The sequence below is a fragment of the Fontivita pretiosa genome, assembly GCF_050410795.1.
Lineage (GTDB): Bacteria > Planctomycetota > Phycisphaerae > Tepidisphaerales > Tepidisphaeraceae > Fontivita > Fontivita pretiosa.
Window position 1 is genome coordinate 3,739,728 of sequence record NZ_CP191258.1, and the last position, 25,434, is coordinate 3,765,161.

Below are 25,434 nucleotides of genomic sequence, written 5' to 3' on the forward strand. Positions count from 1 at the left end.
TCCTTTGGCCGCAGGCAACAAAATACTGTATGATCCGTTTTGTGGGTTGCCCTTGGGCCTGACGATCTTTTAGTTGGGGAAGGCAGCGTCTCGTCAAATTGGAGAACTTGGAATGGATAGGGAGAAAATATCGGCAGCGCCAACGCCGACGCTAAAAGTTCGCCTCGTTCCGCAATATTCTTGTATTTCAGGCGTGAATAAGGTGTTGCCCTGGCCGCGCTGGTGGCATACTTGATTCCTGCTGGGGGGAAACTCCCATTTACAGATGATTGGCGACCTGATTGATTCATCAGCTCCCGCTGAGTCGGCAGCGAATCCGCTGCCGGACGCGAGCCCAATTCGCCTCACCGTCCAGCAGCCGGGACTGCCGCGGTATCGCGTTCCGGTCTTCCGTGAGTTGGCTCGCCGTCCGGGGATCGAGCTGCGCGTCATCTACGGGCAGGGCAGCAGCATCCCCAACACCGACGACGGGCCGACAGGCTTCCAGGCGCGGATGATTCCCCGCCGCGTCTGGCCAATCGGACGACGCGAGCTGTGGTGGAGCGGGCCGCAGTGGCAGTTGGCAGGCGGCACTGATCCCGCAACCCCACAGGTTGTAATCTTCTCCTGGAATCTGCACTACGCCAGTCTGGTGCCCGCGCTGCTGCGGGCACGCTATCACGGCGTGCCCACCATCCTCTGGGGACACGGTTACTCCAAGCGCGACCACCCGGTTCGTCGCTGGTCACGCGAGCAGGTGGGCAGGCTGGCCAACGCCCTGCTGTTCTACAACCACCGCGTCGCGCGGCGCTACATCGACAACGGCTGGGATCCAAACCGCATCTTCGTTGCCCTGAATGCGCTGGACCAGGCGCCGATTCAGGCGGCCCGCGCCGCCTGGCTGGCTCGGCCTGAAAAACTTCGTGCCTTCCGCGAATCCAACGGCCTGCACGAGGCGCCGATGACCCTGTTCGTCTCGCGGCTGGATCCCGATAATCGCCTGGAGCTGCTCCTGCACGCGGCCGCCAGACTGCGAAAATCCCATCCCCGACATCAGGTGGTTATCATCGGCAAAGGCCCGGCCGAGCAATCGCTGCGACGCCTCGCCACTGATCTGCGGCTGAGCGAGCACGTCCGATTCCTGGGAGCGATCTATGACGAAATGAAGCTGGCGCCGTGGTTTTTGTCCGCCAGCGCCTTCTGTTATCCCACCAATATTGGGCTGAGCATCCTTCACGCCTTCGGCTATGGGCTGCCGGTGGTGACCGGCGACGACCTGGAGCGCCACAACCCTGAGATCGAAGCGCTGGAGGACCAAGTCAACGGCCTGCTGTTCCGCGACGGGGATGTCGCGGCCCTGGCCGACGTCCTGCAACGGCTCTTCGAGGACACGTCGCTGCGGCATAGCCTGTCCCTGGCGGCCCGGCAGACGGTCCTGCAACGCTTCACTCTCCAGAATATGGTGGACGGGATGGAAACGGCGGTGCGCTGGTGCGCACTGAACGGCGCGCGGACCCGCAGAAGCTGACCCGCCGACCGCAAAGTGCGCCACTGCGACCGCAGAATCCGCCACCACCAGTGCCGCTCTGATTCCCGTCTCCTGCCGGCCTGCTCGGTCGGTATCGCGCGTTTGCCTATTTGCCAGATGGGATCGCTTCCGCGATCATGCGCTGCGTCGCCATGCTGCTGAAGCTCATCGCCTGCAACGTCTTCGTGCGTGAGGCCTGCTGGTGCATCGCCCAGTCGCCAAACGTGATCGACGTGGAGTTCACGGAGCTTGGCGAGCATGCACGCCCGCAGGCGCTGCGAGAGCTGATCCAGTCGCGAATCGACGCCGCCGACGCCAGCGGCAAGAGCTACGACGCGATCCTGCTGTTGTTCGGCCTGTGCGGCAATGCAACGGTGGGTCTGCGCGCCCGGCGCACGCAACTGGTCATGCCCCGCGCTCACGACTGCTGCACCATCCTGCTCGGCTCGAGGCAGAAATACCTGGAACACTTCGCCGATGCACCGTCAACGCCGTTCTCAAGCTGTGGATATATTGAGCGCGGGCAGTACTTCCTCCGCACCGCCGACGACGGCACCAGCCAAGTGGTCGTCGGCGACGCCTACAAGCAGCTCGTCGCCAGGTATGGCGAGGAAGACGCGCGGTTCATCTGGGAACAGATGCACCCGGAGCACGAAGCCAATCGCCGCGCCGTGTTCATCGAGTTGCCGCAGACGCAGCACCTCGGACACGCGGCGCGGTTCGCGCAAAAGGCCGCCGCAGAAGGCAGGCAATACGTGCATCTGCAAGGCGACATTCGCCTGATCCGCAACCTGATCGACGGGCAGTGGGATCCGAAGGACTACCTGATCGTCCCGCCCAATCACACGATCGAGGGCGTCTACGACCATGAGCAGGTCGTTCGCGTCAAGCCATAGTCGGCGGATTGATCCTCTGCCCGCCGCAGGCGGCTTTGACAATGTTCGTAGTATGTTGCGAACAATTGCAGAAGAGGGGACTCGAACCCCTACACCTTTCGGTACTGGCTCCTAAGACCAGCGCGTCTGCCAATTCCGCCACTCCTGCCCTGCACGCGGATCAGACGACCAAGTATGGAATCAACTTCAGGCCGCGCAAGTCGGCCCCCTGGGCCACTCGACACCGCTGGCCTGCCATCGTACTGTCTGCATCATACGCACGGTTTTACCAGAAACGCTGCTGCTGGTGCTGCTCGGCGGGTGCATGCAGGCCGCGCCCACGGGCCAGGCCGACGCGGATCAGGCGCAAGGGTTGCGGTTGGTCGACCAGAACATCAGGCAGCCGGGTGCTGATACGCTCTCCGATGCCGACGTCCGGATGATTCTTCGGGACAACGTGGGGATTGGCGGCCAAGCCGATGGGCTGGTGGTGGGGATCATCGACGAGAAGGCTGCCCGCGTGATCAGCGCCGGCACAATGGGGGATGAAGCGGCCCGGCCCGTGGATGGTGATACGCTCTTCCAGATCGGCTCGATCACCAAAGTCTTCACGATTCTGCTGCTGATGGACATGGTGCAGCAGGGGCAGATGAAACTTGACGACCCGGCGCAGCGGTATCTGCCCGATTCAGTGAAGATGCCCACGCGCGGGGGAAGGCAGATCACGCTGTTCGATCTGGCCACGCATAGCTCGGGACTGCCCAGGGATTGGTCGGACGGCGGCGGCCCCACCGACACCGTCGAGCAGTTGTACGATTTCCTGTCGCGCTGCCAGCTTGGACACGATCCGGGGACTGAGAAGCATTATTCCAATCTCGGCGTGGGGCTGCTGGGTCACATCATTTCGCTCAAGGCCGGGAAAGATTACGAGACACTCGTGGTGGAGCGGATTTGCAGGCCGCTCGGTATGGACAGCACGCGCATCACCCTCACGCCAGAGTTGAAGGCACGCGCGGCCAGGGGACACGCCTTCCCTGGCAGGCCGGTCAGGGATATGAATTGGGACGGCGCCGTGTTGCCGGGGGCGGGGGCGATCCGTTCGACGGCAAACGACCTGCTGAAGTTTCTTTCGGCCAACCTCGGGATGGCGTCACCACCGCTGGCGGATCTGATGCGGCAGTCGCAGGCGGTCCAGGAACTGGATTCGGGGCGACGCGACAGGCTGGTGTGGAACGAAGATGCAGGGGTGTTGCATCATGGCGGGCTTGTAGGCGGTTTTCGCGCGAACCTGGGCTTCGATCCCGTCCAAAAGCGCGGCGTTGTCATTTTGGCCAACTGCGCCAGCAGCCGAATGCCAGTCGCGATGCTGGGGCACCTGTTGCGCGGTCGGCCGGCTCGACCCGCGCGCGTGGCTCCGATTGACTCTGGTCTGCTCGACCGTTACGTCGGGGAGTACCGATTCCGAGGCGGCGCGACGTGCACGGTGCGCCGTGACGGCCAGCGGCTGCTGCTCCAGGTGTGGCGCGGGCAGCCACGCTATCCCATGCCCTATCTCAGCCACGAGGTCTTCCCGCAATCGCAGACTCTGTTCTACGAGCAGATGTGGGATAACCGCGTGAGATTCGTCTGTAATGCCAGGGGTCAGGCGACGCGACTGGTCATCAATAACCCTCGCGATAGCATTAAGGATGCCGTTGGAGTCAGAATCTCCAGCCAAATCCCATCGCCGCCGACGCCGGTCAAGCTCGATGCCGGCGTCTACGACGGATACGTCGGACAATACCGGCCGGCCTTGCTTGGATTGATCCCGGTCGGGCCGACGCTCAACGTCTATCGGACAAGCGACAAGTTGGGCGAGCATCTGATGGGCTACGTGCAGGGCGTTCCGGGCGTGACCCGGGGCGAGTTGCATCCGTACTCCCAGACGAGTTTCTTCAATGCGGATATGGATGGATCATCGCTGGTGTTCAGGCGCGGCCGAAGCGGCAGGGCCACGCGCGTGCTGGTGCATATTGACGGCACCGACGTGCGCGGCGTGCGGGTTGCGGACCGGCCCAACCTGCCGGGCCGATGAGCGTGCGGAGTTGGATTTCTGCGCGATCTGCTGACCAAAGGCTCGCAATCGCCGAAGATCAGCAGCACCTGAAGATTCTGGAAAAAGCCGCTGCCGACGTCGCGGCCAAGCGCGCAGATCCATTGATCGTCCGCAGCGTGTTACCGGGCGACTCGGTTTGGCCAGGCCTGCTGAGGCGCGATTTGCTGGCTGGATGAAATGCGGGCATAAGCCTCTGGACGATCTGCGTGGCGAGGGAGCAGCGATCTTCCCGGACAACCGTGTTCAGATGCCCACAGCCGCGCTACCGCCGGGCCTTGCGGTGTCTGCGGCCTTCCAGCGGTGCTGTGGCGGCGTGTACCAGTGAAGACGACTGCTGCACATCGCCGCGAAAGGGGGTGTGTTCGGGGGAGAACTGCGTGGTGCCTGCATCCACCAATCGGGCGCCGCAAACAAAACCGAGCCTGCCGTTGCGCGCGATGCTCGGCGGGCACTGGAGGGTCGGGGCAAGGTCCATTGCAGGAGAGGGGACTCGAACCCCTACACCTTTCGGTACTGGCTCCTAAGACCAGCGCGTCTGCCAATTCCGCCACTCCTGCGCGGCGTGTGTGAACCGGCCCCGGGGGCTGAATGATTAGATTGCTCGGCCCGGCGTATGTCAAACCGCCGGATTCCTGTCGCACAGGCCGGGCGAGATTGACACTGTTCCCACAAGACGGTTTGATCCCCAGTTGTTGGATCAAAGGAGGACCGGCATGTCGCGACCCGTAACGCTGTTCACCGGGCAATGGGCGGATTTGAGCTTCGAGCAGATTTGCCAGAAGGCCAAGAGTTTCGGCTACGACGGGCTGGAGCTGGCCTGCTGGGGGGACCATTTCGAGGTGGACAAGGCGCTGAAGGACCGCAACTACTGCAAGGGGCGATGGGAGATTCTGTGCTCGCACGGGCTGGACGCCTACGCCATCAGCGCGCATCTGGTTGGGCAGGCGGTGTGCGATAACATCGACGAGCGGCACAAGAACATTCTGCCGCCGGAGGTCTGGGGCGACGGCGATCCGGAAGGCGTGCGCAAGCGTGCGGCCAGGCGGATGATCGACACCGCCAAAGCCTGCCGCAAGTTCATGGACGCCAAGCCCACCGACCGTGATTGTTGCAGGACGATCAAGGGCTTCGGGGCGGTGGTCAATGGCTTTACCGGCTCGAGCATCTGGCACTCGATCTACGCTTTTCCTCCGACGGATCAGAAGTACTGGCAGAAGGGGTTTGACGACTTTGCCCGACGCTGGGGGCCGATCCTCGATGCCTTCGACAAGGAGAACGTCAACTTCGCCCTGGAGGTGCATCCAACCGAGATCGCCTTCGACATCGCCTCGGCGCAGCGGGCCATCGACGCGGTCAAGGGACACAAGCGCTTCGGGTTCAACTACGATCCTTCGCATCTGGGCTACCAGGGGGTCGATTACGTGAAGTTCATCCGCACGTTCAAGGATCGGATCTTCCACGTGCACATGAAGGACGTGTGGTGGGGGCACGGCGACGGAACTGTCGGCGTGTTCGGAGGACACACCACCTTCGCCGATCCACGACGCTACTGGGATTTCCGCAGCCTGGGCCACGGCGACATCAACTTCGAGGAGATCATCGTCGCCTTGAACGACATCGGCTATCAGGGGCCGCTGAGCGTCGAGTGGGAAGATTCCCGCATGGATCGCGAGCACGGCGCCGCCGAAGCGTGCGCGTTTGTCAGGAAGCTCGATTTCAAGCCGAGCGCCATCGCCTTCGATGCGCAGTTTGATCGCTGAGGCCGTGCTGCGGCGGGGGGGCGGGTTCGACGCTTCAGATCACCCGGTTGCGCAGTTCCAGGCCGCGCTGGAACCGCGAGAGGTTCTCCAGGAAATGTTCCACCTGCCGCAGGTACTCTCCATGATGCCCGCCTGCGGTGTGTGGCGTAATATAACAGTTGGGCGTTGACCACAGCGGATCGTCCGGCGGGAGGGGTTCGGGGCTGGTCACGTCAAGGTAGGCGGCGGCGAGCCGCCCGGACTCCAGGCACTGCCGCAGGGCCGCCTGATCCACCGTGCTGCCTCGTCCGATGTTGTAGAAACGGGCGCCAGGCTTGATTCGGGCCAGGCGATCGGCATCGAAAAAGCGGGCGGTTTGCGGTGAGGCGGGCAGGATATTGACTACGTGGTAGGCCTCGGGCAGAAGCTGGTCAATCCGGTCGACCGAGACGACCGGTACGGCTTCATTGCCACGGGGGGTTCGACGCACGCCGGTCAGCTTCATGCCAAACGGCGCCAGCAGTTCGGCGAGCCGACGAGCGATGGCTCCATAGCCGACCAGCAGCACCGATTGCCCGTTGAGCAGGAAGGAAGCATCGCGGATGGCGGTGATCGGCCAACTGCGGGCTGTCCGCTGGTTGTCCAGTGCCGCCGGCAGTTGCCGCGCCAGCCCCAGCATCATGGCCAGAACGTGCTGGGCGCAGGGCTCGTCATAGACCCAGGAAGCATTGGTCATGATGGCGCCGCGGGCGCGAAGGGCCCGGCGAACGTCCTCGCGGTCGTAGCGGCTGTATCCGGCGGTGCTGATATGGATCCAACGCAGGGCCGGCAGGTCGATCACCTGCTGCACATCGGGCTGACCGAAGGCGATGTCGGCCTCGGCAAGCTGAGGATCGGGCGCCAGCGAGGAGAAGATCACCCGGTGCGGCGCCGCCCGCTGGCAGAGTATCTGGCGGGCCTGGGGCGGCAGCAGCGTGAAGTTGGTCCAGATGGTCAGCCGGGCGGTGTGGGCCGCGGGCGAATCGGGTGCTGCGGAAGGGTCAGTCATGGCGGGCCATCGTATCGACTGGCGGGTGGAATGCTAAGGCTGTGCGGCGCGGGCGTGCGGGCGAAAAATGGGTGGGGGTGGCGGATTGACATCGCGCCACGGCGGTTTATACTCACCGCCCTTCTACGCTCTCCGTGCGCGCGGAGGTCGCCGGCGGCGCAGCGCAGCAGGCACTGGCGGGGACTACCCAAGCCGGGGATGACGGGCCTAAACTCATGGGCCTGGAACGGCGGTGCCGCCCGGCGGACGGTCCGCTGCCCGAGCCAGCGCTGTGCGGCACCGTCGGGCTTATCCGGGACGGTGTCGCTGGCATAGCTCAGTGGTAGAGCGCGTCCTTGGTAAGGACGAGGTCGTGGGTTCAATCCCCACTGCCAGCTCTTGACAAGACTGCGATTTAAATAACCTTCGGAGGTTCGCGACATGGCAAAGGGAGTATTCGAACGTAAGAAGCCGCACGTGAACGTCGGCACGATCGGACACATCGACCACGGGAAGACGACGCTGACGGCGGCGATGTCGGCGCGATCGGCACTGAAGTTCCCCAGCGTCACGCCCAAGGACTACAAGTCCATCGCCAAGGGCGGCACCGAACGTGACGCCACCAAGACGGTCACGATTTCCGCGGCCCACGTCGAGTACGAGACCGAGAACCGTCACTACGCCCACGTGGACTGCCCCGGTCACGCCGACTACATCAAGAACATGATCACCGGCGCGGCCCAGATGGACGGGGCGATCCTGGTGGTGTCGGCGGCGGACGGCCCGATGCCCCAGACCCGCGAGCACATCCTTCTGGCGCGTCAGGTGGGCGTGCCCAAGATCGTGGTCTTCCTGAACAAGGTGGACCTGGTGGACGATCCGGAGCTGCTGGACCTGGTCGAGATGGAGGTCCGCGAACTGCTGACCAAGTACGGCTTCGACGGAGAGCATGCCCCGGTGATTCGCGGCAACGCGCTGGCCGCCATGCAGAACCCCAAGGACGACGCCGCCGCCAAGTGCATCGATGACCTGATGAAGGCGCTGGATGAGTACATCCCGCTGCCGCCTCGCGAGATCGACAAGCCCTTCCTCATGCCCATCGAGGACGTGTTCAGCATCAAGGGGCGCGGTACCGTGGGCACCGGGCGTATCGAGCGCGGCGTGGTGAAGGTCGGCGACGAGGTCGAGATCGTGGGTCTGCGGCCAACCAAAAAGACTGTCGTCACCGGCGTGGAGATGTTCAACAAGACACTGGATCAGGGTCAGGCCGGCGACAACGTCGGGTGTCTGCTCCGCGGCATTGAAAAGGACGAGCTGGAGCGCGGGCAGGTGCTGGCCAAGCCCGGCTCGATCACCCCGCACACCAAGTTCCAGGCAGAGGTGTACGTGCTGACCAAGGAGGAGGGTGGACGCCATACGCCGTTCTTCACCGGTTATCAGCCACAGTTCTACTTCCGCACGACCGACGTGACGGGGGTGGCCAAGCTGCTGGGTGGGGCGGAGATGGTCATGCCCGGCGACAACGTGACCATCGAGGTGGAGTTGAAGGCCCCGATCGCGATGGAGGAAAAGCTGCGATTCGCGATTCGTGAGGGTGGGCGGACGGTGGGCTCCGGCGTGGTGACCAAGATCCTGGAGTAATTGCCCGGCGTATATATTTCTGCTGGGAGGGTCTGAGACAAACAAGCCCAGGGCCCCGGCCCTGGGCTTTGACCTAAACGGTTGATCGGACATGGCTAAAGAGAATCGCGAAATGGTCTGGCTTCAGTGCACGAGCTGCAACGACCTGAACTATCGCACCGAGATCAAGGTCGCTGGTGGAGCTCCGAAGCTGGAGCTCCGCAAGTACTGCAAGCGCGAACGAGCCCACAAGGTGCATAAAATCAAGCGGAAGTGAGCCAAAGGATGAAGGCCGAAGGCAGAAGGATGAGTTGTGCCCTTTGTTCCTTGATCCTTTGATGCCTACGCCGGTAGCTCAACTGGCAGAGCGGCCGTCTCCAAAGCGGCAGGTTACAGGTTCGATTCCTGTCCGGCGTGATGACGTATGCCCCTGGTAACCAGGAAAGACGAAGAGAGGACCATGGCCACGGATGCGATAGCGCCAGGCGCTCAGGAGCCGGGAGGCAGACCCCAGCCGTCGGCGGCGCCGCCACCGCGAGCGGAGGCGGCGAAGCAGGCCAAGCCGGGGTTCTTCACCATCTACAAGAAGGGACAGGGATACTGGACCCGACTGCTGTCGGCACTTGGGGCCGGGCTGATCCTGTTCCTGACGGTTCATTTCCTCTGGACGCATCTGCCGCCGTGGATTACGCCGGCATTCACGCCGGACAACCCCACGAATCAGCAGATGCAGGCGGCGGTTGCCAAGGCGCGCAACGTCACGTTGGGCATCTGCGCCGCAGTGTTGATTGGCGGGGCGCTGCTGGGCTGGAGATTGCTCAACAAGCCTGAGAACGTTGACTTCCTCATCGCCACCGACAGTGAGATGAAGAAGGTCAACTGGACCAGCCGCAAGGAACTGATCGGATCGACGAAGGTGGTCATCTTCTTCATGATGGCGATCGCGTTCGTGCTGTTCGTCATCGATATCCTTTTCGGCTACGTCTTCTACTGGTTTGGTGTGCTCAAGAGCCCGCCGTTTTGAAATGAGAAAGGAACGGCTCAGGGCTCGGGGTTCAGCGTTCAGCCCGGCGGTTGAATGCTGAACCGCGGGCCTTGGCCGGATTGGCAATGCAATTCTTTGTTCTGCGAGTCGCAAGCAACAAGGAGGACCAGGTCCGAGAGAAGTTGCTGCGCAAGGTCAAGATCGAGGGCCTGGAAGACAAGGTCGGACGCATTCTGGTTCCCACGGAGCGGGTGCGGTCGATGAAGGCCGGCGTGCGCAAAGAGTCGGAGCGCAAGCTTTATCCCGGCTACGTGTTCATCGAGCTGGAACTGGACAAGAACGGGATGATTCCCGAGGACGTCTGGTTCATGATCAAGGAGACCGAGGGCGTGGGGGACTTTATCGGCTCCAACGGCAAGCCCACCCCCATGAGCCCCAAGGACCAGGCCAAGATGATCGAGGAGGCCGAGCGTCCCGAGGAGGCGCCGTCGCTGCGTACGGAATACAAGAAGGGAGACCGGATCAAGGTCACCAACGGCGCGTTTGTCAACTTCGAGGGCGTGGTGGACGAGATCATCCCCGAGAAGGGCATGGTGCGGATCATCACCACGATCTTCGGGCGGCCGACCCCGCTGGAGCTGGAGTACTGGCAGATCGAGAAGATCTGATCGGCGGTGGGGCGGGGGTGCGCGCGTTTTGCCAGTGCGGGCCGGTTACCCCTGCTACAATTGCCCATGTTCCAGTACACGCATTATTACGGGCGTTTTCAGGATTTGCGTGGCGGGTTCGGCGAGTTGCCGCAATGGGCGCGGTTCATCGTCGCCCTGGCGGCGGTGCCGGGATTGATCCTGCTGGCCTTGTCAATCCTGGCGTTTGTTGTTAGTGTTCTGGCCCTTTTGCTTCTGACCGTGCCGGTCTACTCGCTGCTGAAGCGGTTGACAGTCGCCGCCGGTTACCCTCAGGGGCAACCTCCGGCGACGGGCGTGCGACGGGTCGAGGCGACGATTGTCGAGGTCGAGTAACAGTCATGGCCAAGAAAGAGATCACAGTACAGTTCAAGCTTCAGGCGCCCGGTGGTACGGCGACGCCCGCGCCGCCGATCGGACCGGCGCTGGGGCAGCATGGCGTGAACCCCGGGCAGTTTATCCAGCAGTTCAACGCCGCCACTGCCCATCTGAAGGGCAAGATCGTCGGCGTGGTCGTGACCGTTTACAAGGACCGAACCTTCAGCTTCGAGGTCAAAAGCCCCCCGGCTTCGGTGCTGCTCAAGGAACTGGTCCAGGCAGAGAAAGGTTCTGGCGAGCCGAACAAGGTCAAGATCGGCAAGATCACCATGGCCGACTGCAAGAAGGTGGCCAAAGAGAAGATGAAGGACCTGAACGCCTTCGACGAGGATGCTGCCGCGAGAATCATCGCCGGCACAGCCCGCTCCATGGGCATCACCGTCGAAGGCTGAGTGATGGCGGTGCTCGTCTGCGTCTGACCGGCAGGGTGGTGGACGACCGCGTCTGGTGGGCAACCCGCCGCGGCCAAAGTCGCAGGCGGGATTAAGGAAAATCCAACGGGCGGACCACGGCCCGAACAGTGGGAGCTTCGGACCCCAAGCTTGTCTGGCGGGTCGAAAAGGAGCGAAAACCTCATGCCAGCCGTCGTACGACGATCCAAACGTTACAGGAAAGCCGCGGAAAAGGCCGTCACGCAGCCGGTCTCCGTCGAACAGGCGGTTGATCTGCTCAAGTCTTTTCCGCCCACTAAATTCGATCAGTCGGTCGAGCTGATCTTCTCGCTGGGAATCGATCCGAAACAGGCCGACCAGACGATCCGCTCGTCGGTGTCTCTGCCGCACGGAATCGGCAAGTCCAAACGGGTGGTGGCGTTTTGCCCGGATCATCTGGCGGAAGCGGCGAAGGCGGCCGGGGCCATCAAGGCCGGGGGGCAGGCGCTGGTCCAGGAAATCGAGCAGCAGAACTTCACCGATTTCGATGTCGCCGTCGCCACCCCTGACATGATGCGATTCGTCGGTCGTCTGGGAAAGGTGCTGGGACCCAAGGGGCTGATGCCCTCGCCCAAGACCGGCACCGTCACCCCGGATGTGGTCAACGCCGTGCGCGAGTACGCCGCAGGCAAAATCGAGTTCCGCAACGACGCCGGAGGCAATGTCCATTGCGTCGTGGGGAAGTTGAGCTTCGATAAGCAGAAGCTGGTGGACAACATCAACGCGATGATCGCCACCATTCGACGCCTCAAGCCCCAGAGCAGCAAGGGCACGTATCTGAAGAAGGTCGTGCTCAAGGCGACGATGACCCCGGCTATTCCGTTGAATGTGCAGTGAGCTTATGTCACGTGTGCTTCAGTTGCCCCGGGCGACTGAGACAGCCACAAACAGCCCGCAACAGGCATCGAAGGTGCAGCGATGAGCAAGCCAGTCAAAGCGTTGATCGAGAAGGAGCTGGCGTCGAGATTCAAGGACATCGAGAGCGTGGCGGTGATCAACCCCCGAGGTATCGACGCCAACCGCAACAACCAGATTCGCCGAAAGCTCCGTGAACTGGGGCTGCGGATGACGGTGGTGAAAAACTCGCTGATGAAACGCGCCGTTCCCAGGACCCGGCTGAAGGGTTTCGACCGGCTGCTGGATGGCCCCAGCGCGCTGATCTACGGCAAGGCGAGCATCTCGGCGGTGGCGCGGCTGCTTCTGGAGGAAAAGAAGGCCGACGAAAAGCTGGAGCTTCGCGGCATCTTCTTCGACGGCGAGGTCTACGAGGGCGAGGACGGCGTCAAGCAGGTCAGCAAGCTGCCGACACGCGAGGAGGCGATCGGGCTGATCGTCGCCGCCGCGCTGGCGCCTGGACGCAGGCTCGCCGGAATCCTCCGTGGCCAGCCCGGGAAGATCGCCGCGATCATCAAGACGATCGAAGAAAGAGCAAAGGAAAAGGAAGCTGCCGGTGCTCAGCAGGCGGCTGGCGGCTAACGCAAACGTGGTTGCATGAGCCGGGTCAGGCATTGCCTGCTGCACGCTGCCTGCTGCCCGCTCAATCCGGCGGTCCGACTGTCCCGAAAGGGTTAAATCATCTCGCTGTGAGGTGAGCTCTCGGACGGGATATGAACTCGACACGGCGGGGACCCCGACAGCGTCCCGGAGAATCAGTCATGGCAGAAGTTGCTGCTGAAATCAAGGAACTGGGCGACCGGATCGTTGGCCTGACGCTTAAGCAGGCGGTGGATCTGGCCACCTACCTGAAGGAAACCTACAACATCGAGCCGGCGGCGGGCGGGGCGGTGATGATGGCGCCCGGCGCCGCCGCAGGCGCAGGCGCCGCGGCGCCCGCCGAAGAGGCCAAGACCACCTTCGACGTGGTCCTCAAGGCCGCCGGCGACAAGAAGATCCAGGTCATCAAGGTCGTCCGCGCCGCCACCGGCCTGGGTCTGAAGGAAGCCAAGGACCTGGTCGAGGGCGCGCCCAAGACGGTCAAGGAGAATCTCAGCAAGGAAGAGGCCGAGAAGCTCAAGAAGGAGCTGGAGGAGCAGGGCGCGACAGTGGAACTGAAGTAGCCGTTGGCCTGCTCCCGTGCCTGAAACGCGCAACACCCACGACCCGTCGGCCGTGGGTGTTGCATTTTGCGCGCTTGCAGGCAGCGGGCGGTGGCGTGCGCTGCGCCCGCCGGCGGGATTACGGCGTCTGCGAATGCTCGCTGTCCTCGCCGCCGATCAGGTAGATCGAGTTCTTTCCGCCCTTTTTGGCGCCGAACATCAGAGCGCGGTCGGCGGCCTCGTACAGCCCGCGGGCGTCAGAGGCGTCGAACGGGTAGACCGCCAGCCCGCCGCTGATGCTCAGCACGCCCCGTCCCTTGGGGCCGAGCATCTTCAGGTCGCTGTTGGCGATGGCGTGCCGGAAGCGCTGGAGGATGGTGACGATCGTCTGCGGCACGCGTGAACCGGAGGGCGTGGCCTTGGGGTCGCGTGGCTGCCGCGGGCCTTCCTTTTCCCAGAAGATCACCGCGAACTCATCGCCGCTGATCCGCGCCACGTGGTCATGCTCGCGGACGCAGCTTCGGATCAGCCTCGCCGTCTGCTTGAGGATCTCATCGCCGATGCAGTGCCCGTACTGGTCGTTGTAGCTCTTGAAGTTGTCGATGTCGAACAGCAGCAGCGTGACCAGCGAATACCGTTCGGCCGCCTGCCGGATGCGCTTCTCGAGCTGGAGCCAGAAGTACCTGCTGTTGGACAGGCCTGTCAGGTCGTCGGTGAAGGCCAGCTTCATCAGTCGCTGGTGTCGCTGTTCGAGGGTGTGCAATCCGCCGATGGTGCGTGCAAGCTGAGCCAGCAGATGTCTGGCGGCGGTTTCATCTTCATCCCTGGGAAGCAGCAGATGCAGAGTGGCGGCGGTGTGATCGCCGCTGCGTGTGGCGTGGGAGAGCAGCAGCATTCCCTCGGGGGTTGAAGGGGGGGGCTGCCCCGGGGCTGTCAGGGCAAGCTGCATCGTCGGGCCGATGTGCGCGTTGATCGCCGCGATCGCCGTCGCCGGCGCGAGGTTCGGCTGCTGCACCATCGACTCGATGAGGATCTCGGCCAGCGGCAGCCCGCTGAGCATGGCGAGTCTGCCCGGCGGCGAGGGGGCGTGTTCGGCGTCGGCGGGCGGGGCGGGCAGAATCCGCAGCGGCGGGGCGCCGAACATCTGCTGAAGCTCGGTGGGACTGACCGGGGTGATCAGGTAGTCATCCAGCCCGAAATCCAGCATCTTGCGCGACAGTGGCTCGTACCCCGGCGCGCCGAAGGCCAGCAGCCGCGCGTGCCGCGCCAGCTCGCGCAGCGCCCGCACCGCCGGCTCCGGGCGACGCTCGATGGGAGCGGCGGCGGCGAGAATCGTCGTGTAGGTGCTGTGCGCCAGGTCCGCAATCGCCTCAAAATAGGTCGGAACCGCCGTCACCTGCGCATCGGGCAACACCTGCGTCAGCGCGCTGTACAGTTGCCGATCATGGTCGGCAATCAGCAGGATCTTTTCATGGGCCAGCGCGGTCATGGTGACGAAAATACGCTTTGTGTTCTGCTCAATCCTGCTGCGGCTGCCTGATCGCACTGTCATCACCGCATGGGTCCTGTAGCAGAGCCCGAAGCTCTTCGGCGCTGAGCACCGGCTCGCCGATCGATTCGGTTGGCTCCGTCGGCGACTGCGCATCGTGCTCACAGGGAGCGGCCGTGGTGGCGTGCATGTGGCCCGGGTGCTGCCGGACTGGCGGCGGCTCATGCGACAGAAGCATGGGCGCAGGCGGAACCGGAACCTGGCCGGCGGCCGGAGCGGCGATGCGGTGCAGACCCTCCTCGTCGATCAACCCGTCGGCGCCGTGCCGCAGTGCCTCCACCAGTGCCGCCGGGCGACCGTCCGTCTGTGCCAGCCACACCTCCACCTGCGGAAATCGCCGCTTGACCGTCGCGATCAGCGGCAGTTCCTCGCGGTAGGTTCCGGCCAGACTCAGCACCAGCGCACTGTACACCGAGCGACGTCGAACCAGCTCGAGCATCGCCGTGTACGGGTCATCGCATTCGCCGCAGTCGAATCCCAGGCGCGTCAGGAGACTGACGAGCTGAGCGCGGCCGGATGGATGAGCCACAACGAGCGCTCTGCCGCCGGGGCTGTTACCCGAACCATTCGAGCCAACCGGGGCGACTGGGCGCGTGACTGGCAGCGACACGCCGGACATCCCACTCCTGCGTCAAAAGAGGCTCCCACTCGGATCATACCCCGAGGTTTGGGGCTTGACCATGCCGGGAAAACCATCAGGCGGTGGATGCGCAAAGCGCGTGGGTGAGATAGGCGGGATTTGCCGGGCACGCGAGCGGATCGAAGCGCCAAGATCGCCGGGATGCGCCAGGAATCAGGTTCAGGTCAACGTACCTGCTTTCTGATAGCTGGTGCTGGCGCCGCCCGGCGGGCTTGGCGCCTCGATTCTTGATCAGTGTCGGCGGCGTCGTGGGCGGAGCATCGCCGTGCCGCCGCAGGCGCCCAGAATCGCCAGCGACGCCGGCTCGGGGACCGGCGTGACGGTCACGTTGTCGAAGTGCAGGTCAAAATTCGTGAACCCGTAGAAGTAGCCGGGCTTGAAGGTCGTGAAACGCACTTCATCGACGCTGGCCAGCACGCTGGCGAAGGTGCGGTCGGGCGGGAGGACCGGCTCGTAGGTGGTGGGGTGATCGGCGCCGGTGCCGCCCCAGCCGGGCGGCAGCGCCGTCGCCGACGGGTCCACCGTAATCTCAAATCGCGTCCAATCCGAGGTCCTGGCCAGGCTGATCTCGCCAAGGTCGTACCAGACGCTGACATAGGGGTAATCGCTGCCGGGCGGGTTGTAGTCGACCAGCTCGACGACGATGTCGCGTTCGACTTCCGCCCCGAAGAAGGTGATGGATCCGACCTTGATGTCCACGCCGAGGGTCACCGGCGCGCCGAAGCGCGAATAATCGCCGATCGTGTCGGGATTGGTCTCGTTGCGGAGCGTGGCGCCGAAGGTTTCGATCATGACCCACTGAAGATGTGCCCCGGGGTTGCCTCCGTTGGGCTGTACAAAATCGCCCAGCCCGTTTTCGTTGGCGAAGAACACGCCCCAGCCTTCGGTGCCGTTGTCGAAGGTGGTGGTGCCCGCCAGCGCGGTGGGTCCGGCGACGATCAGGAGCATCAGGCCGGCGCAGGAGAGCGAGCGACGGGTGCTGAGGGGGCACAGGTTCTTGCAGCGAGCAAGCGAGCATGAGCACATGGGTGAGTCTCCCTTCCGAGTGCGGCGGTGAGCCGCCAGAGTTGGTGTTGGTCGACAGCGGCTCGAGCGTCGGATCGGGCCGCTCGCCGAGTCGCATCCGGTTGCCGCGACGTGGCGGCATCGTAACAAGGGACGCCGTGATGTCAAGGAAGTTTCAAGGAAACTTCAAAGACACTTGATTTTCGTCCGCTTCTCTGCGAGACTGACGGTAACAAGCGGATGGCTAGGTGGATGGCCTGATCCGGATAAAGGGCGACCGGATAAACAGTTAGAGGATTCGGCCAGCTTGCCTGCCGCACGAACTGCCCATGGCTCAGGCGAAACTGGAAGCGCGCATTTCGCAGATCGGCGGGCAATTGGCCCGGCGGGTCAGCCGCGTGGTGGCGGCGATCCCCGGCTCGCCGGCCGGGCCGGTGCGACTGGCACGCGCCGTTGGAATCGACAAGGTGCTGGCCTCGCGGCTGCTGCGGGCCGCCGCGGGCAAGGATCCGGTCGCCGTGCTGAAGATGATGCCCGGCCCCGAGCCGCTGCGACGCTTCGCCAGCGCCGCGGCCAAGGCCGGCGTGGCGCGCGAGCTGGTCGAGCAGTTCCAGGCCGCCGTCGCCGAGTTCGACGAGCTGATCCGCACGGAGGCCGGTGATCGCAGCGGGCTGGACGCGATCCTGTCCGCCTGGCTTCCCGAGGCCCGCCAGGAGTTCGAGCTTCGCCGCAAGCAGGCGGTCTACCGCGCCATGTCGCAGCTCAAAGGCTCCAGCGCCGATGTGCTGCTTCAGACCGTTTTCATTCACCGCTCGCAGGACGACCCCGACCAGCTCGATCTGGTGTGGGTGATGGGGCTGCTTGGATTGCAGCGGCTGCGACCGGATTGCATGGTGAAGTTCGCCTCGCGGCGCGTCGCCTTCGACAAGTCCACCGGGCAGCAACGTCGCCCCGAGACCCTCGACGGCACGCCGATCGAAGGCTACGAAGGTCTGCTTGTGCAGGAGTTCTGCTCCAGACCGCTGGCACCGGTGCGGGTGCATCCCATGAACGAGGTGGTGTACTACACGCTGGGACAGAACGGCTTTGGCCCGCCCAGCGCGACGGATCTGGTCTTCGTCGAGGTGAACCGCCACGAGCTGCCTCGAACCGTCCCGCCCGACAGGCCGCGCAAGCGCTGGGTCTCGGCCGAGATCACCGTTGCGGCCAAGATCCTGGTCTTCGACGCGCTGGTTCATCGCGATCTGAATCCAACCGAGCCGGAGCTGTTCATCTACGACACGAGCTTTGACGGCCTGGCCAACGTCAATGACCCGGCGCGCGACATCGATCGGATGGATCTGGCCGAGTCGGTGCAGTCGATGGGCACGGGAATCGGCAAGTTTCGCACGACGGACGTGCCCTGGTATCCGCAGCTTCTGTCGCGAGTGTGCCAGAAGCTGGGCTGGGACGGCAATGCCTTGGTTGGCTATCGTTGTCGGATCGATTATCCCCTCTACGGTTCACAGGTCGCGATGGCATGGAACGCGCCGGTGCAGGATCGCGGTTGAGACTGCTCCGATGAGCGCTGCGCTGCTGCGCAGGCCACTGCCATGTCGGACAGCGGCTGCTATAATCGCGCCCGCGTCGCCGGCGGTGAAGATGGGGTGCTGTTGCTCCTGCTCGCGGCCGGTGGGGAAGTTTCGGCCTCTGGTGATGAAGGAAGGAGCATCGTGTCCAGTCAATCAATGTCATCGACCCCGCGCGTGGGGATCATCATGGGCAGCAAGTCGGACTGGGAGACCATGCAGCACGTGGCGCAGACACTGGATGCGCTGGGCGTTGGCTACGAGAAGCGCGTGCTCAGCGCGCATCGCACGCCGGACCAGACCATCGAGTGGGCCGCCGGCGCCGAGGCGCGGGGAATCAAGGTGATCATCGCCGGCGCCGGCGGGGCGGCGCACCTGGCGGGGGTTTGCGCGGCCAAGACGCTGCTGCCAGTGCTGGGCGTGCCCATGCAGTCCAAGGCGCTCAACGGGATCGACTCGCTGCTGTCGATGGTGCAGATGCCCGCGGGAGTGCCAGTCGGGACGCTGGCGATCGGACAGGCCGGGGCCGTGAACGCGGCGCTGCTGGCGGTGCAGATCCTGGCGCTGTCGGACCCGGACCTGCGCGATCGCTTCGCCAAATACCGCGAGCAGCAGAGCCGAAAGGTGCTGGAGACGCAGCTATAGGCCGGTGAAGCGCAGTCGACGAAGCACACAGACAGTGGCGGCTCGTCATCCGCTCATCGATTATCGGACCGCGCGTTAGCTCTCAGCGTGGCGCGCATGTGCCCGGCGCCTGCGGGCTTGCCCGGCGACAGGATGTATTGGATGTCACACTCGGCCAATGTTGTTTGGTCCGGGAGGAGATCCAATGCGCCCCTGGTGTCAGCGCGCGTCGCGAATGAACCTTGATCGACTGCCCGAGCTGCTCGCTTCGGGACTGTCGGAATTGACGGGGGGGCTGACATCGATCGATCAGGCGTTTCGGCGGCGATTGACGCGGCAGTACCAGCAGTCGCGACAGCATCTGCAACGGCTGGCTGATTCGTTCGGAAACCTGGTGGGCCAGTGGCTGGACTTGGGCGACCCTGCCGGCTCGTTTCAGAGTATTGAAGTTCAGTCGTTCGAGCAGCTCGAGGCTCGGGCGTACCTTGCAGTCGTCCCCCTGACGATCAGCACGGCGAACCTTCCCGGCGGCGGCCAGCAGCTTCGCATCACCGCATCGAACTACTCGGATCGCATCAGCATCACCAGATCCAGCACCGGGCTGGTGCTCCGCAACAACACCTGGACGACGGCCGTCAGGGGAGACTTCAAGAACATCTTCATCAACGCCGGCCGGGGGCATGACCTGATCTCGATCAGCAGCTCGATCGCGTCGCAGACGTCGATCTACGGTGGGGCGGGAAATGACACGATCTACGGCGGATCGGGCGCCGACAAGATCTACGCCGGAGATGGCGTGGATCGGATTCTCAGCGGCGCCGGCGACGACACGATCGTGAGCATCTCCGGCGGATACGACGGAATCAACGGCGGGGCGGGGAGCGACAGCTTCTGGATCGACCCGACCGACCGCGTCGCCGACACCGAAGCCTCGGAACTTGCGGGCGGCGCCGTGCATCTTGTGGATCAGTTCATCCAGTACCGCACGGTCGATGCCTCCAACAACGAGATCTATACCGATGTGAGCACGGAGCTGCTCGGACAGCGACTGCTGGATCCGGTCGTTACCTCCAACGTCGTGGTTTATCGAAACTTCTCGCGCAATCCGCTGTTCAGCGACGCCGGGCCACTCAGCACCGACGTGCGCCAGGGACAGGTCGGAGACTGCTACTTCCTGGCGGTGCTGGCGTCGGTGGCGAAGGTCAATCCCAACCTTATCCGCCAGAGCATCGTCGATCTGGGCGACGGAACCTACGCGGTGCGGTACTACTTTGACGATCAGCCCATGTACGTCCGCATCGACGGCGACCTGCCGACGGGAATGAAAAGCGGCAGCCTGGTGTATGCTCAGTTCGGCGCTGATAACTCGACGTGGGTGGCGCTGATGGAAAAGGCCTATGCGTTCTACCGCAACTGGGGCGGCAGCTACGCCGGGCTGTCATCGGGTTGGATGAGCGAGGGGTACTGGGCGCTGGGCAGACAAAGCTACAGCACCTTCCAGACGGATCCGAGAAGCATCAACCTGCTGGAGACAATCAAGGCGGATCTGGATGCGGGCAAGAGCGTGACGTACGCCGCGGGCGATCCGGGCAACGCGCCGTTGATCGGATACCACGCCTATGCGGTCGAGGACGTGACTCTAGATGCAACCGGGACACCAGTGCAGCTCAAGCTGCGAAACCCCTGGGGCATCGACGGCGCCGGTAACGACGGAAGCGACGATGGCGTGGTGACGATCACCGAAGCCCAGGCCAAGGCGTCGATGCTGGGGGTGGTGTCGGCGTCACTGGAGTAATCGCCCGGCACGACACGTGCGGCTGACACGGTCAGCGGAACTGAAACGGGAAGCGAAGCGCTGCTCAGGCCGCACGCGGTCTGCGCGACCCTCGCCCGCGGCACGCCAGCAGGGCACCCGCCACAATCGCCAGCGAGGACGGTTCGGGCACGGAATGGAACGTGACCGCGATGTCGTTGCCGACTCCAACTTGTCCGCTGTCCGCGTCGTAGTTGTAGTACAGGGTGTAGCTGATGAGTCCGGCGAACGCGCCGGTCGGCGGCGCCACGATGCCGAAGGTGCCGTTGACGGGGTCGGTCCCGTCGTTGTCGATCAGCACAACGGTTCGATTCGGCACCACCTGCCCTGCGACGACGTTCAGGAAAACCATTTGCAGGGCCGATCCCGATTGCAGTGTCACGCTGCCGGTAACATTCAGACGATCGGCAATCGGCTGAAGCGAGAGATTGTTCTGCCAGTCGATCTCGGCGAAATAGGTTGCGCCGGAGGCGATGATCAAGTCGCCGGTGGCAAGGCTGCCCACACTCTGGCCGGGAGCGATGCTGCCTCCGGTCTGGATGTTGACCGCGCCGGCGACGCTGCCAATTCCGCCCAGCGTCGCGCCCGACTGTACAGTGACCGTCCCGCCGCCCGTCAGCGCGCCGTTGATCAGCAGTTTGCCGGATTGGACGGTTGTCGTGCCGCTGTAGCTGCTGTTGCCTGAGAGCGTCAACGTTCCGGACCCGGCCTTGTACACATTGCCGCCACCGGAGATGACGTTGGCCACGACATGAGCATCGGAACGGCTGAAGACGAGGTTGGCGCTGGAGCTGGCCAGCAGGATCTGCCCCGTCCCCAGCGCGCCCGAGGCGCCGCCGTTGCCGATCTGAAGTGTGCCGTTGTTGACGGTGGTGGAGCCGGTGTTGTTGCTGTTGCCGGTGAGCGTCAATCGTCCCGCGCCAGACTTGATGATCCGTCCGCCGGTTTGCTTGCTGGCATCTCCGCCATCCAGGTTTTCCGTGAATAAGCCGTCGAAGCTGATGTCCGAGGCATTGTTGATGGTAATCGAGCCGCCGTTAAGGTTGACGACCCCGCCGCCGGTGAGGGAAGCGACCTCCTGCCCGATGCGCTGTTCAGGATGAACCGAATCGCCGGTGAAAAGCTCCAGGTACGCGCCGCTGGCGATGTGCAGGGAGGTTGCTGCGGGCAGGCGATTGTGTCCGTGCGCCAGCAGCAATGTGCCGGCGTTGATCGTTGTCGATCCCGAGTAGGTGTTGCCCCCGATGTCCGGCTGGAAACCGTCGTCAAAGTAAGTGTCGCCGCTGGCGGTCAGCACCCACTCGCCCGGTCCATCCTTAACCAGGGAGGTTGTGCCAACCACGGGATCAGCAATGATGCCGTTGATGCCGTTGTACAGGCTGGTGCCTTCGGTGTTATCTGCGAAGGTGCCGGAGAGGGTCAGGACTCTGTCTCCCGAGCCGGACATCACAAGCGGATTGCTGTTGGACAGATTGAGCGGCCCGTTGCCGCTGACCTCGATCGTGGCGCCGCCCGGGCCGATGGTGAAGCGACGTGCGACCTGTCCGGCATCGTGAGCCGGATCGCCCAGTCCGGCGCCGGCAACAAAGGTTCCGTCGTACACGTACCGCAGCGTCCCGCCGTCGATCAGCAGATTGCTCGGATCGTTTTCGTCGGAGACGCCGATTCCGCCACGGGTGCCACCCAGCAGCCACGGCCTCAATCCGCCGGAGTGAATGAACCCTCCTGCGCCGTTGGACACGTAGTCGGCATGCACCTCCAGCACCCCGCCGAGAATCTGCGTGGCGCCTGTGTATTCGTTGCCGAAGGGTACGCTCGGATCGCGTCCTGTTACCGTTGCCGGGATGATCCATCGCCCGCTGCCGGTCTTGACCAGCGAGATCGTGCCGCCAGCGTTGGGCTCGTAGATGACCAGGCCGAAGGTGTTGTTGGCGGTGTTGGAGCCGCTCAGCGTGAGCGTTCGTGCTCCGGGTGTGGCGTTGTTCTGGGCGATGTTCCAGGCGTCGAAGATCAGCGCGCCGCTGCCGGCTGCGTCGATCGTGGCGCCATTCGGGCCGATCGTCATCGCCCGGTCGGTCGTTGCGCCGCTACCGACGTAGCGCAGCGTGCCGCCGTTGATCAGCAGGTTGGCCGCGTCGTTGCTGGCATAGCTGCCGATGCCGCTGGCCTGGTTGTGATTGCCCAGAACGGAGATTTCCAGCACGCCCTGGCTGACAGTCGTGGGACCGGAGTACGTGCTGGCCGAGGAGATCGCGAGGGTGCCGCCGCCGGTCTTGTGCAGCGAGGCGCTTCCCCCGATCACCCCCGAGACATGCAGGTTGCCAGTGCCGATGTTCCAGGTGTTGCTTGCGCCCAGCCACACAGGGGTGGCGATGGTGTAGCTGCCCGCGCCGGTAACGCCGATGCCGCTGTTGATGGTCAGGGTGGCTGATCCGGCGATGGTAAAGCCCGTGGCGATGTTGAACTGGATGGATCCGACGGTGATGGCGGAGTTGACGGTCGCCAGCGAGCCGGCCTGGGCGAAGAACACATCGCCACCTTCGGCTGGCGCGACATTCCAGTTGGACGGCTCGCTCCAGTTGGTGTTGTTGCCTGCGCCGGCGGTCCAGGTTACACCCTGCCCAAGCGCAGCGGGAATGGCGCCGGCTGCACACGCCAGGCAAGCCGCGCGGACAGCCAGAGATTTTTTTCCAACACAGATGCCGCGGCGCACCATAAATCCGCCTCCGATCCCTCGACGCGGAGCACCGGTGTTCCGCGACGGCGTGGTTGCGTCGGCCCGGCCGCGCGTGCAGCACACCCTACAGCGAACACGGACCTGCCCGTGTGCACATCCGGATCGCGCCGCGTTTCGATTGCTCACCGGCGCCTGGCGAACACAACTCCAACTTGTGAAACCGCTTGTACCGTGACCGGATTCCCGCGGCAAGCCAGTTCAGATTGGCAAACGCATGCAACAGCCGGCACAATTGATTATCTGGCGAGTTGTTAGCGTCTGCAACGAAAATCCGGATCGACGCATCTTTGTCGCGGCGGGCCGTGCACTCCGCTGTGAGGCTCGTGAACCGCGCCATTTTGGCCGAAATGTTTGCATCCAGCGTCCGGTCATGTTACACGCAGCACCGTGCCGGATGACCCGACAATCAAGGGTGCGATCTGTCTTCGCGGGCGGCTTGTGGTGGCGTTGAGTCTGGCGGTGTTTGTGGTGCCGGCCTGGTACGTTGCCTCCGCCGCGGGTCAGACCGCGCCGACTACAACCGTCGGCGTGCCGCCGTCCGCCCAGCGCTGTCAGCAAACGATCGATTTCTACCGCAGAATCACGGTGGAGGACTACCAGCGAGTCGGGAAACGCAACCCGGCTTGGGACGATCACGCCCAGCGGGCGCTGCAAGCGCTGGCGGCGTTGCTGGCGCTGGAGTTCCGCCCCGAGGCCGACGAGTACGACATCATGTTTGATTCGGGCCGGCGCGCCCAGGATTCGGGATGTAACGATCCGCTGGTGCTGTTCGCGCTGGCGCGGGGGCACGCCTATTTCAACCGGAAATACGAGGAGATCGTCCCGATCCACGTCGAATCGGCGATGCGGATCGCCGACAGCGGATACCATCCGCTGCTCAAATGCATGGTGAACCTGCGTGCGGCGGCGATGCGCGGGAAATCCAAGACCGATGCCCGCGCGGCACGGCGCGACGCGCGACGCATGCTCGCCACCGCCAATGCCGTCTTGCCCGCGGCGCTTGCCGACGAGCAAATCCCCATCGACGCGCTGGTGACGCTGTTTGACCTGATCGGCGACGCCTCGGCCGTGGTCGAACGCGATCGCACCGAAGCGTTCAACGTCGCGATGGCGATGCTGGAGCAACAGGCGCGACGCCAGCCGCAGCGATTGGGTGCGGGCCTGTTGGCGGTGATCCGCGGACGAATGCTGTTGGAACACGCGCTGGACGCCGCCCGCGCTGCCCAGGCGCAGCCCGATACCCCCGAAGTCGCACAGATTCATCAACAGCGACTGGCCGACGCGCTGGCGGCGGCACAGCACGCCTGGCAGATCGATCCGCACAACCCCCTGGCCGCCGAACTGATGATGTCGGTCCAGGTCGCGCGCGGAAAAATCCCCGATGCCATCGGCGTCTGGTTCGATCGCGCCGTCGCGGTGGATCCGGACTTTCTTCGCGTTTACGCGGCAAAACTGAGTCTGCTACAGCCCGGACAAAGCCCCCACGGCTCCATCGCCGCGATGATTGAGTTCGGCCGACAATGCCTTGCCGGGGGCAGGTGGGAATCGGGTATCCCGCTGCTGCTGGTCGAGGCGCACCTGCAAGCAGCATCGCTGGATGAGCAGGGCCGGGCGATCGACACGCTGCGTCGGGAGTACTTTACATCTGATCCACACATCTGGCAGGACATCCAGGCGGTCTACGAGCCGTACCTGCAACGATATCCCAAGTCGCTGTACCACCGCAGCCGCTATGCGCAACTTGCCGCGTGGTGCGGGCAATGGTCTCAGGCTGATCGTCAGTTGCGTGCCATGGGCGATCGTTTCAGCCTTACCTGGTTCCGCTCAGCACAGCAGTATCGGAGCCTGCGAAGCGAAGTGGCCGAGCATGTTGCCAGTGATGCTGAGGCGCCGTCACGTCTGCCTGACAGTCAGTTCAATTCGATGCGGAACGACTCCGGAAGATAGACCAACATTCGAAAGTGTGGAGGGCGTCGCGCAGCGCGGTTCCTATTGCTTCTGTTGTGTTCTCAATCAAGTTTTGCTTGACGAATCGCCGATCATGCGCACACTACTGGCGGGTGCTGTGGCCCCAGGCGGGCTGGGGCGTTCGGGTTTTGGGGAGATCCAGTCAGGTTTT

22 protein-coding genes and 4 tRNA genes are annotated in these 25,434 nt (G+C 63.8%); 19 read left to right on the plus strand and 7 right to left on the minus strand.

Annotated elements, in window-relative coordinates:
- Positions 1–265 precede the first annotated feature (265 nt).
- Both ACQS5P_RS15130 and ACQS5P_RS15135 read left to right on the plus strand, forming a co-directional pair.
- Positions 266–1,507, plus strand: a complete 1,242-nt coding sequence (locus tag ACQS5P_RS15130) for a glycosyltransferase family 4 protein (RefSeq protein ID WP_428937455.1) — start codon at positions 266–268, stop codon at positions 1,505–1,507.
- A gap of 137 nt (positions 1,508–1,644) precedes the next feature.
- Positions 1,645–2,403, plus strand: a complete 759-nt coding sequence (locus tag ACQS5P_RS15135) for a DUF1638 domain-containing protein (RefSeq protein WP_428937456.1) — start codon at positions 1,645–1,647, stop codon at positions 2,401–2,403.
- A 66-nt stretch (positions 2,404–2,469) separates the two neighbouring features.
- On the opposite strand, the gene ACQS5P_RS15140 is transcribed toward ACQS5P_RS15135, so the two are convergent.
- A tRNA-Leu gene (locus tag ACQS5P_RS15140) sits at positions 2,470–2,551 on the minus strand.
- Positions 2,552–2,821: 270 nt separating this feature from the next.
- Between ACQS5P_RS15140 and ACQS5P_RS15145 the strand changes: the two genes are divergently transcribed.
- Positions 2,822–4,456: a serine hydrolase gene (locus ACQS5P_RS15145; RefSeq protein WP_428937457.1), complete on the plus strand. Its 1,635-nt coding sequence runs from the start codon at positions 2,822–2,824 to the stop codon at positions 4,454–4,456.
- Between the two features lie 496 nt (positions 4,457–4,952).
- Here the strand turns inward: ACQS5P_RS15145 and ACQS5P_RS15150 are convergent.
- Positions 4,953–5,034 (minus strand) — tRNA-Leu (locus ACQS5P_RS15150).
- 156 nt (positions 5,035–5,190) lie between these two features.
- Here ACQS5P_RS15150 and ACQS5P_RS15155 point away from each other — a divergent pair.
- Entirely contained in the window at positions 5,191–6,237 is a 1,047-nt protein-coding gene (locus ACQS5P_RS15155; RefSeq protein ID WP_428937458.1) for a sugar phosphate isomerase/epimerase family protein, read from the plus strand.
- A 34-nt stretch (positions 6,238–6,271) separates the two neighbouring features.
- Here the strand turns inward: ACQS5P_RS15155 and ACQS5P_RS15160 are convergent, their stop codons facing one another.
- A complete protein-coding gene (locus tag ACQS5P_RS15160) occupies positions 6,272–7,264 on the minus strand; it encodes a D-2-hydroxyacid dehydrogenase (RefSeq protein WP_428937459.1) in 993 nt (330 codons plus the stop codon).
- 305 nt (positions 7,265–7,569) lie between these two features.
- Here ACQS5P_RS15160 and ACQS5P_RS15165 point away from each other — a divergent pair.
- The 11 genes from ACQS5P_RS15165 (at position 7,570) to rplL (ending at position 13,400) form a co-directional block, all read left to right on the plus strand.
- Positions 7,570–7,641: transfer RNA gene (locus ACQS5P_RS15165), tRNA-Thr, on the plus strand.
- Positions 7,642–7,684: 43 nt separating this feature from the next.
- On the plus strand, positions 7,685–8,884 hold the full coding sequence (gene tuf, locus ACQS5P_RS15170; RefSeq protein ID WP_428937460.1) for an elongation factor Tu: 1,200 nt from the start codon (positions 7,685–7,687) through the stop codon (positions 8,882–8,884).
- Positions 8,885–8,975: 91 nt separating this feature from the next.
- Positions 8,976–9,140 carry a 50S ribosomal protein L33 gene (gene rpmG / locus ACQS5P_RS15175; RefSeq protein WP_428937461.1) on the plus strand — a complete coding sequence of 55 codons (165 nt, stop codon included), beginning with the start codon at positions 8,976–8,978 and terminating at the stop codon, positions 9,138–9,140.
- Between the two features lie 67 nt (positions 9,141–9,207).
- A tRNA-Trp gene (locus tag ACQS5P_RS15180) sits at positions 9,208–9,280 on the plus strand.
- A 7-nt stretch (positions 9,281–9,287) separates the two neighbouring features.
- Positions 9,288–9,887, plus strand: a complete 600-nt coding sequence (gene secE / locus ACQS5P_RS15185) for a preprotein translocase subunit SecE (protein ID WP_428937462.1) — start codon at positions 9,288–9,290, stop codon at positions 9,885–9,887.
- Between the two features lie 86 nt (positions 9,888–9,973).
- On the plus strand, positions 9,974–10,516 hold the full coding sequence (gene nusG / locus ACQS5P_RS15190) for a transcription termination/antitermination protein NusG (protein WP_428937463.1): 543 nt from the start codon (positions 9,974–9,976) through the stop codon (positions 10,514–10,516).
- A gap of 66 nt (positions 10,517–10,582) precedes the next feature.
- A complete protein-coding gene (locus ACQS5P_RS15195) occupies positions 10,583–10,870 on the plus strand; it encodes a hypothetical protein (RefSeq protein WP_428937464.1) in 288 nt (95 codons plus the stop codon).
- A gap of 5 nt (positions 10,871–10,875) precedes the next feature.
- On the plus strand, positions 10,876–11,304 hold the full coding sequence (gene rplK, locus ACQS5P_RS15200) for a 50S ribosomal protein L11 (RefSeq protein WP_428937465.1): 429 nt from the start codon (positions 10,876–10,878) through the stop codon (positions 11,302–11,304).
- A 183-nt stretch (positions 11,305–11,487) separates the two neighbouring features.
- The gene (rplA, locus tag ACQS5P_RS15205) at positions 11,488–12,180 is read left to right on the plus strand and encodes a 50S ribosomal protein L1 (protein WP_428937466.1); all 693 of its coding nucleotides are present in this window, start codon (positions 11,488–11,490) and stop codon (positions 12,178–12,180) included.
- Between the two features lie 81 nt (positions 12,181–12,261).
- Positions 12,262–12,819, plus strand: a complete 558-nt coding sequence (gene rplJ / locus ACQS5P_RS15210; RefSeq protein WP_428937467.1) for a 50S ribosomal protein L10 — start codon at positions 12,262–12,264, stop codon at positions 12,817–12,819.
- Between the two features lie 179 nt (positions 12,820–12,998).
- Positions 12,999–13,400 (plus strand): 50S ribosomal protein L7/L12, encoded by a 402-nt coding sequence (gene rplL / locus ACQS5P_RS15215; RefSeq protein WP_428937468.1) that lies wholly within the window; start codon positions 12,999–13,001, stop codon positions 13,398–13,400.
- Between the two features lie 118 nt (positions 13,401–13,518).
- Here the strand turns inward: rplL and ACQS5P_RS15220 are convergent, their stop codons facing one another.
- From ACQS5P_RS15220 to ACQS5P_RS15230, 3 genes are all read right to left on the minus strand, one after another.
- Positions 13,519–14,868 (minus strand): GGDEF domain-containing protein, encoded by a 1,350-nt coding sequence (locus tag ACQS5P_RS15220; RefSeq protein WP_428937469.1) that lies wholly within the window; start codon positions 14,866–14,868, stop codon positions 13,519–13,521.
- A gap of 28 nt (positions 14,869–14,896) precedes the next feature.
- On the minus strand, positions 14,897–15,457 hold the full coding sequence (locus tag ACQS5P_RS15225; protein WP_428937470.1) for a hypothetical protein: 561 nt from the start codon (positions 15,455–15,457) through the stop codon (positions 14,897–14,899).
- Positions 15,458–15,799: 342 nt separating this feature from the next.
- A complete protein-coding gene (locus tag ACQS5P_RS15230; protein ID WP_428937471.1) occupies positions 15,800–16,594 on the minus strand; it encodes a PEP-CTERM sorting domain-containing protein in 795 nt (264 codons plus the stop codon).
- A 308-nt stretch (positions 16,595–16,902) separates the two neighbouring features.
- On the opposite strand from ACQS5P_RS15230, the gene ACQS5P_RS15235 reads away from it, so the two are divergent.
- The 3 genes from ACQS5P_RS15235 to ACQS5P_RS15245 all read left to right on the plus strand — a co-directional run bounded on the left by ACQS5P_RS15235 (position 16,903) and on the right by ACQS5P_RS15245 (position 20,560).
- Positions 16,903–18,123, plus strand: coding sequence for a hypothetical protein (locus tag ACQS5P_RS15235; RefSeq protein WP_428937472.1), 1,221 nt, complete (start codon positions 16,903–16,905; stop codon positions 18,121–18,123).
- A 177-nt stretch (positions 18,124–18,300) separates the two neighbouring features.
- The gene (gene purE / locus ACQS5P_RS15240) at positions 18,301–18,786 is read left to right on the plus strand and encodes a 5-(carboxyamino)imidazole ribonucleotide mutase (protein ID WP_428941032.1); all 486 of its coding nucleotides are present in this window, start codon (positions 18,301–18,303) and stop codon (positions 18,784–18,786) included.
- A 214-nt stretch (positions 18,787–19,000) separates the two neighbouring features.
- Positions 19,001–20,560 (plus strand): C2 family cysteine protease, encoded by a 1,560-nt coding sequence (locus ACQS5P_RS15245; RefSeq protein WP_428937473.1) that lies wholly within the window; start codon positions 19,001–19,003, stop codon positions 20,558–20,560.
- A 64-nt stretch (positions 20,561–20,624) separates the two neighbouring features.
- On the opposite strand, the gene ACQS5P_RS15250 is transcribed toward ACQS5P_RS15245, so the two are convergent.
- The gene (locus ACQS5P_RS15250) at positions 20,625–23,294 is read right to left on the minus strand and encodes a beta strand repeat-containing protein (protein ID WP_428937474.1); all 2,670 of its coding nucleotides are present in this window, start codon (positions 23,292–23,294) and stop codon (positions 20,625–20,627) included.
- Between the two features lie 408 nt (positions 23,295–23,702).
- On the opposite strand from ACQS5P_RS15250, the gene ACQS5P_RS15255 reads away from it, so the two are divergent.
- Positions 23,703–25,262: a hypothetical protein gene (locus tag ACQS5P_RS15255; RefSeq protein ID WP_428937475.1), complete on the plus strand. Its 1,560-nt coding sequence runs from the start codon at positions 23,703–23,705 to the stop codon at positions 25,260–25,262.
- Positions 25,263–25,434 lie beyond the last annotated feature (172 nt).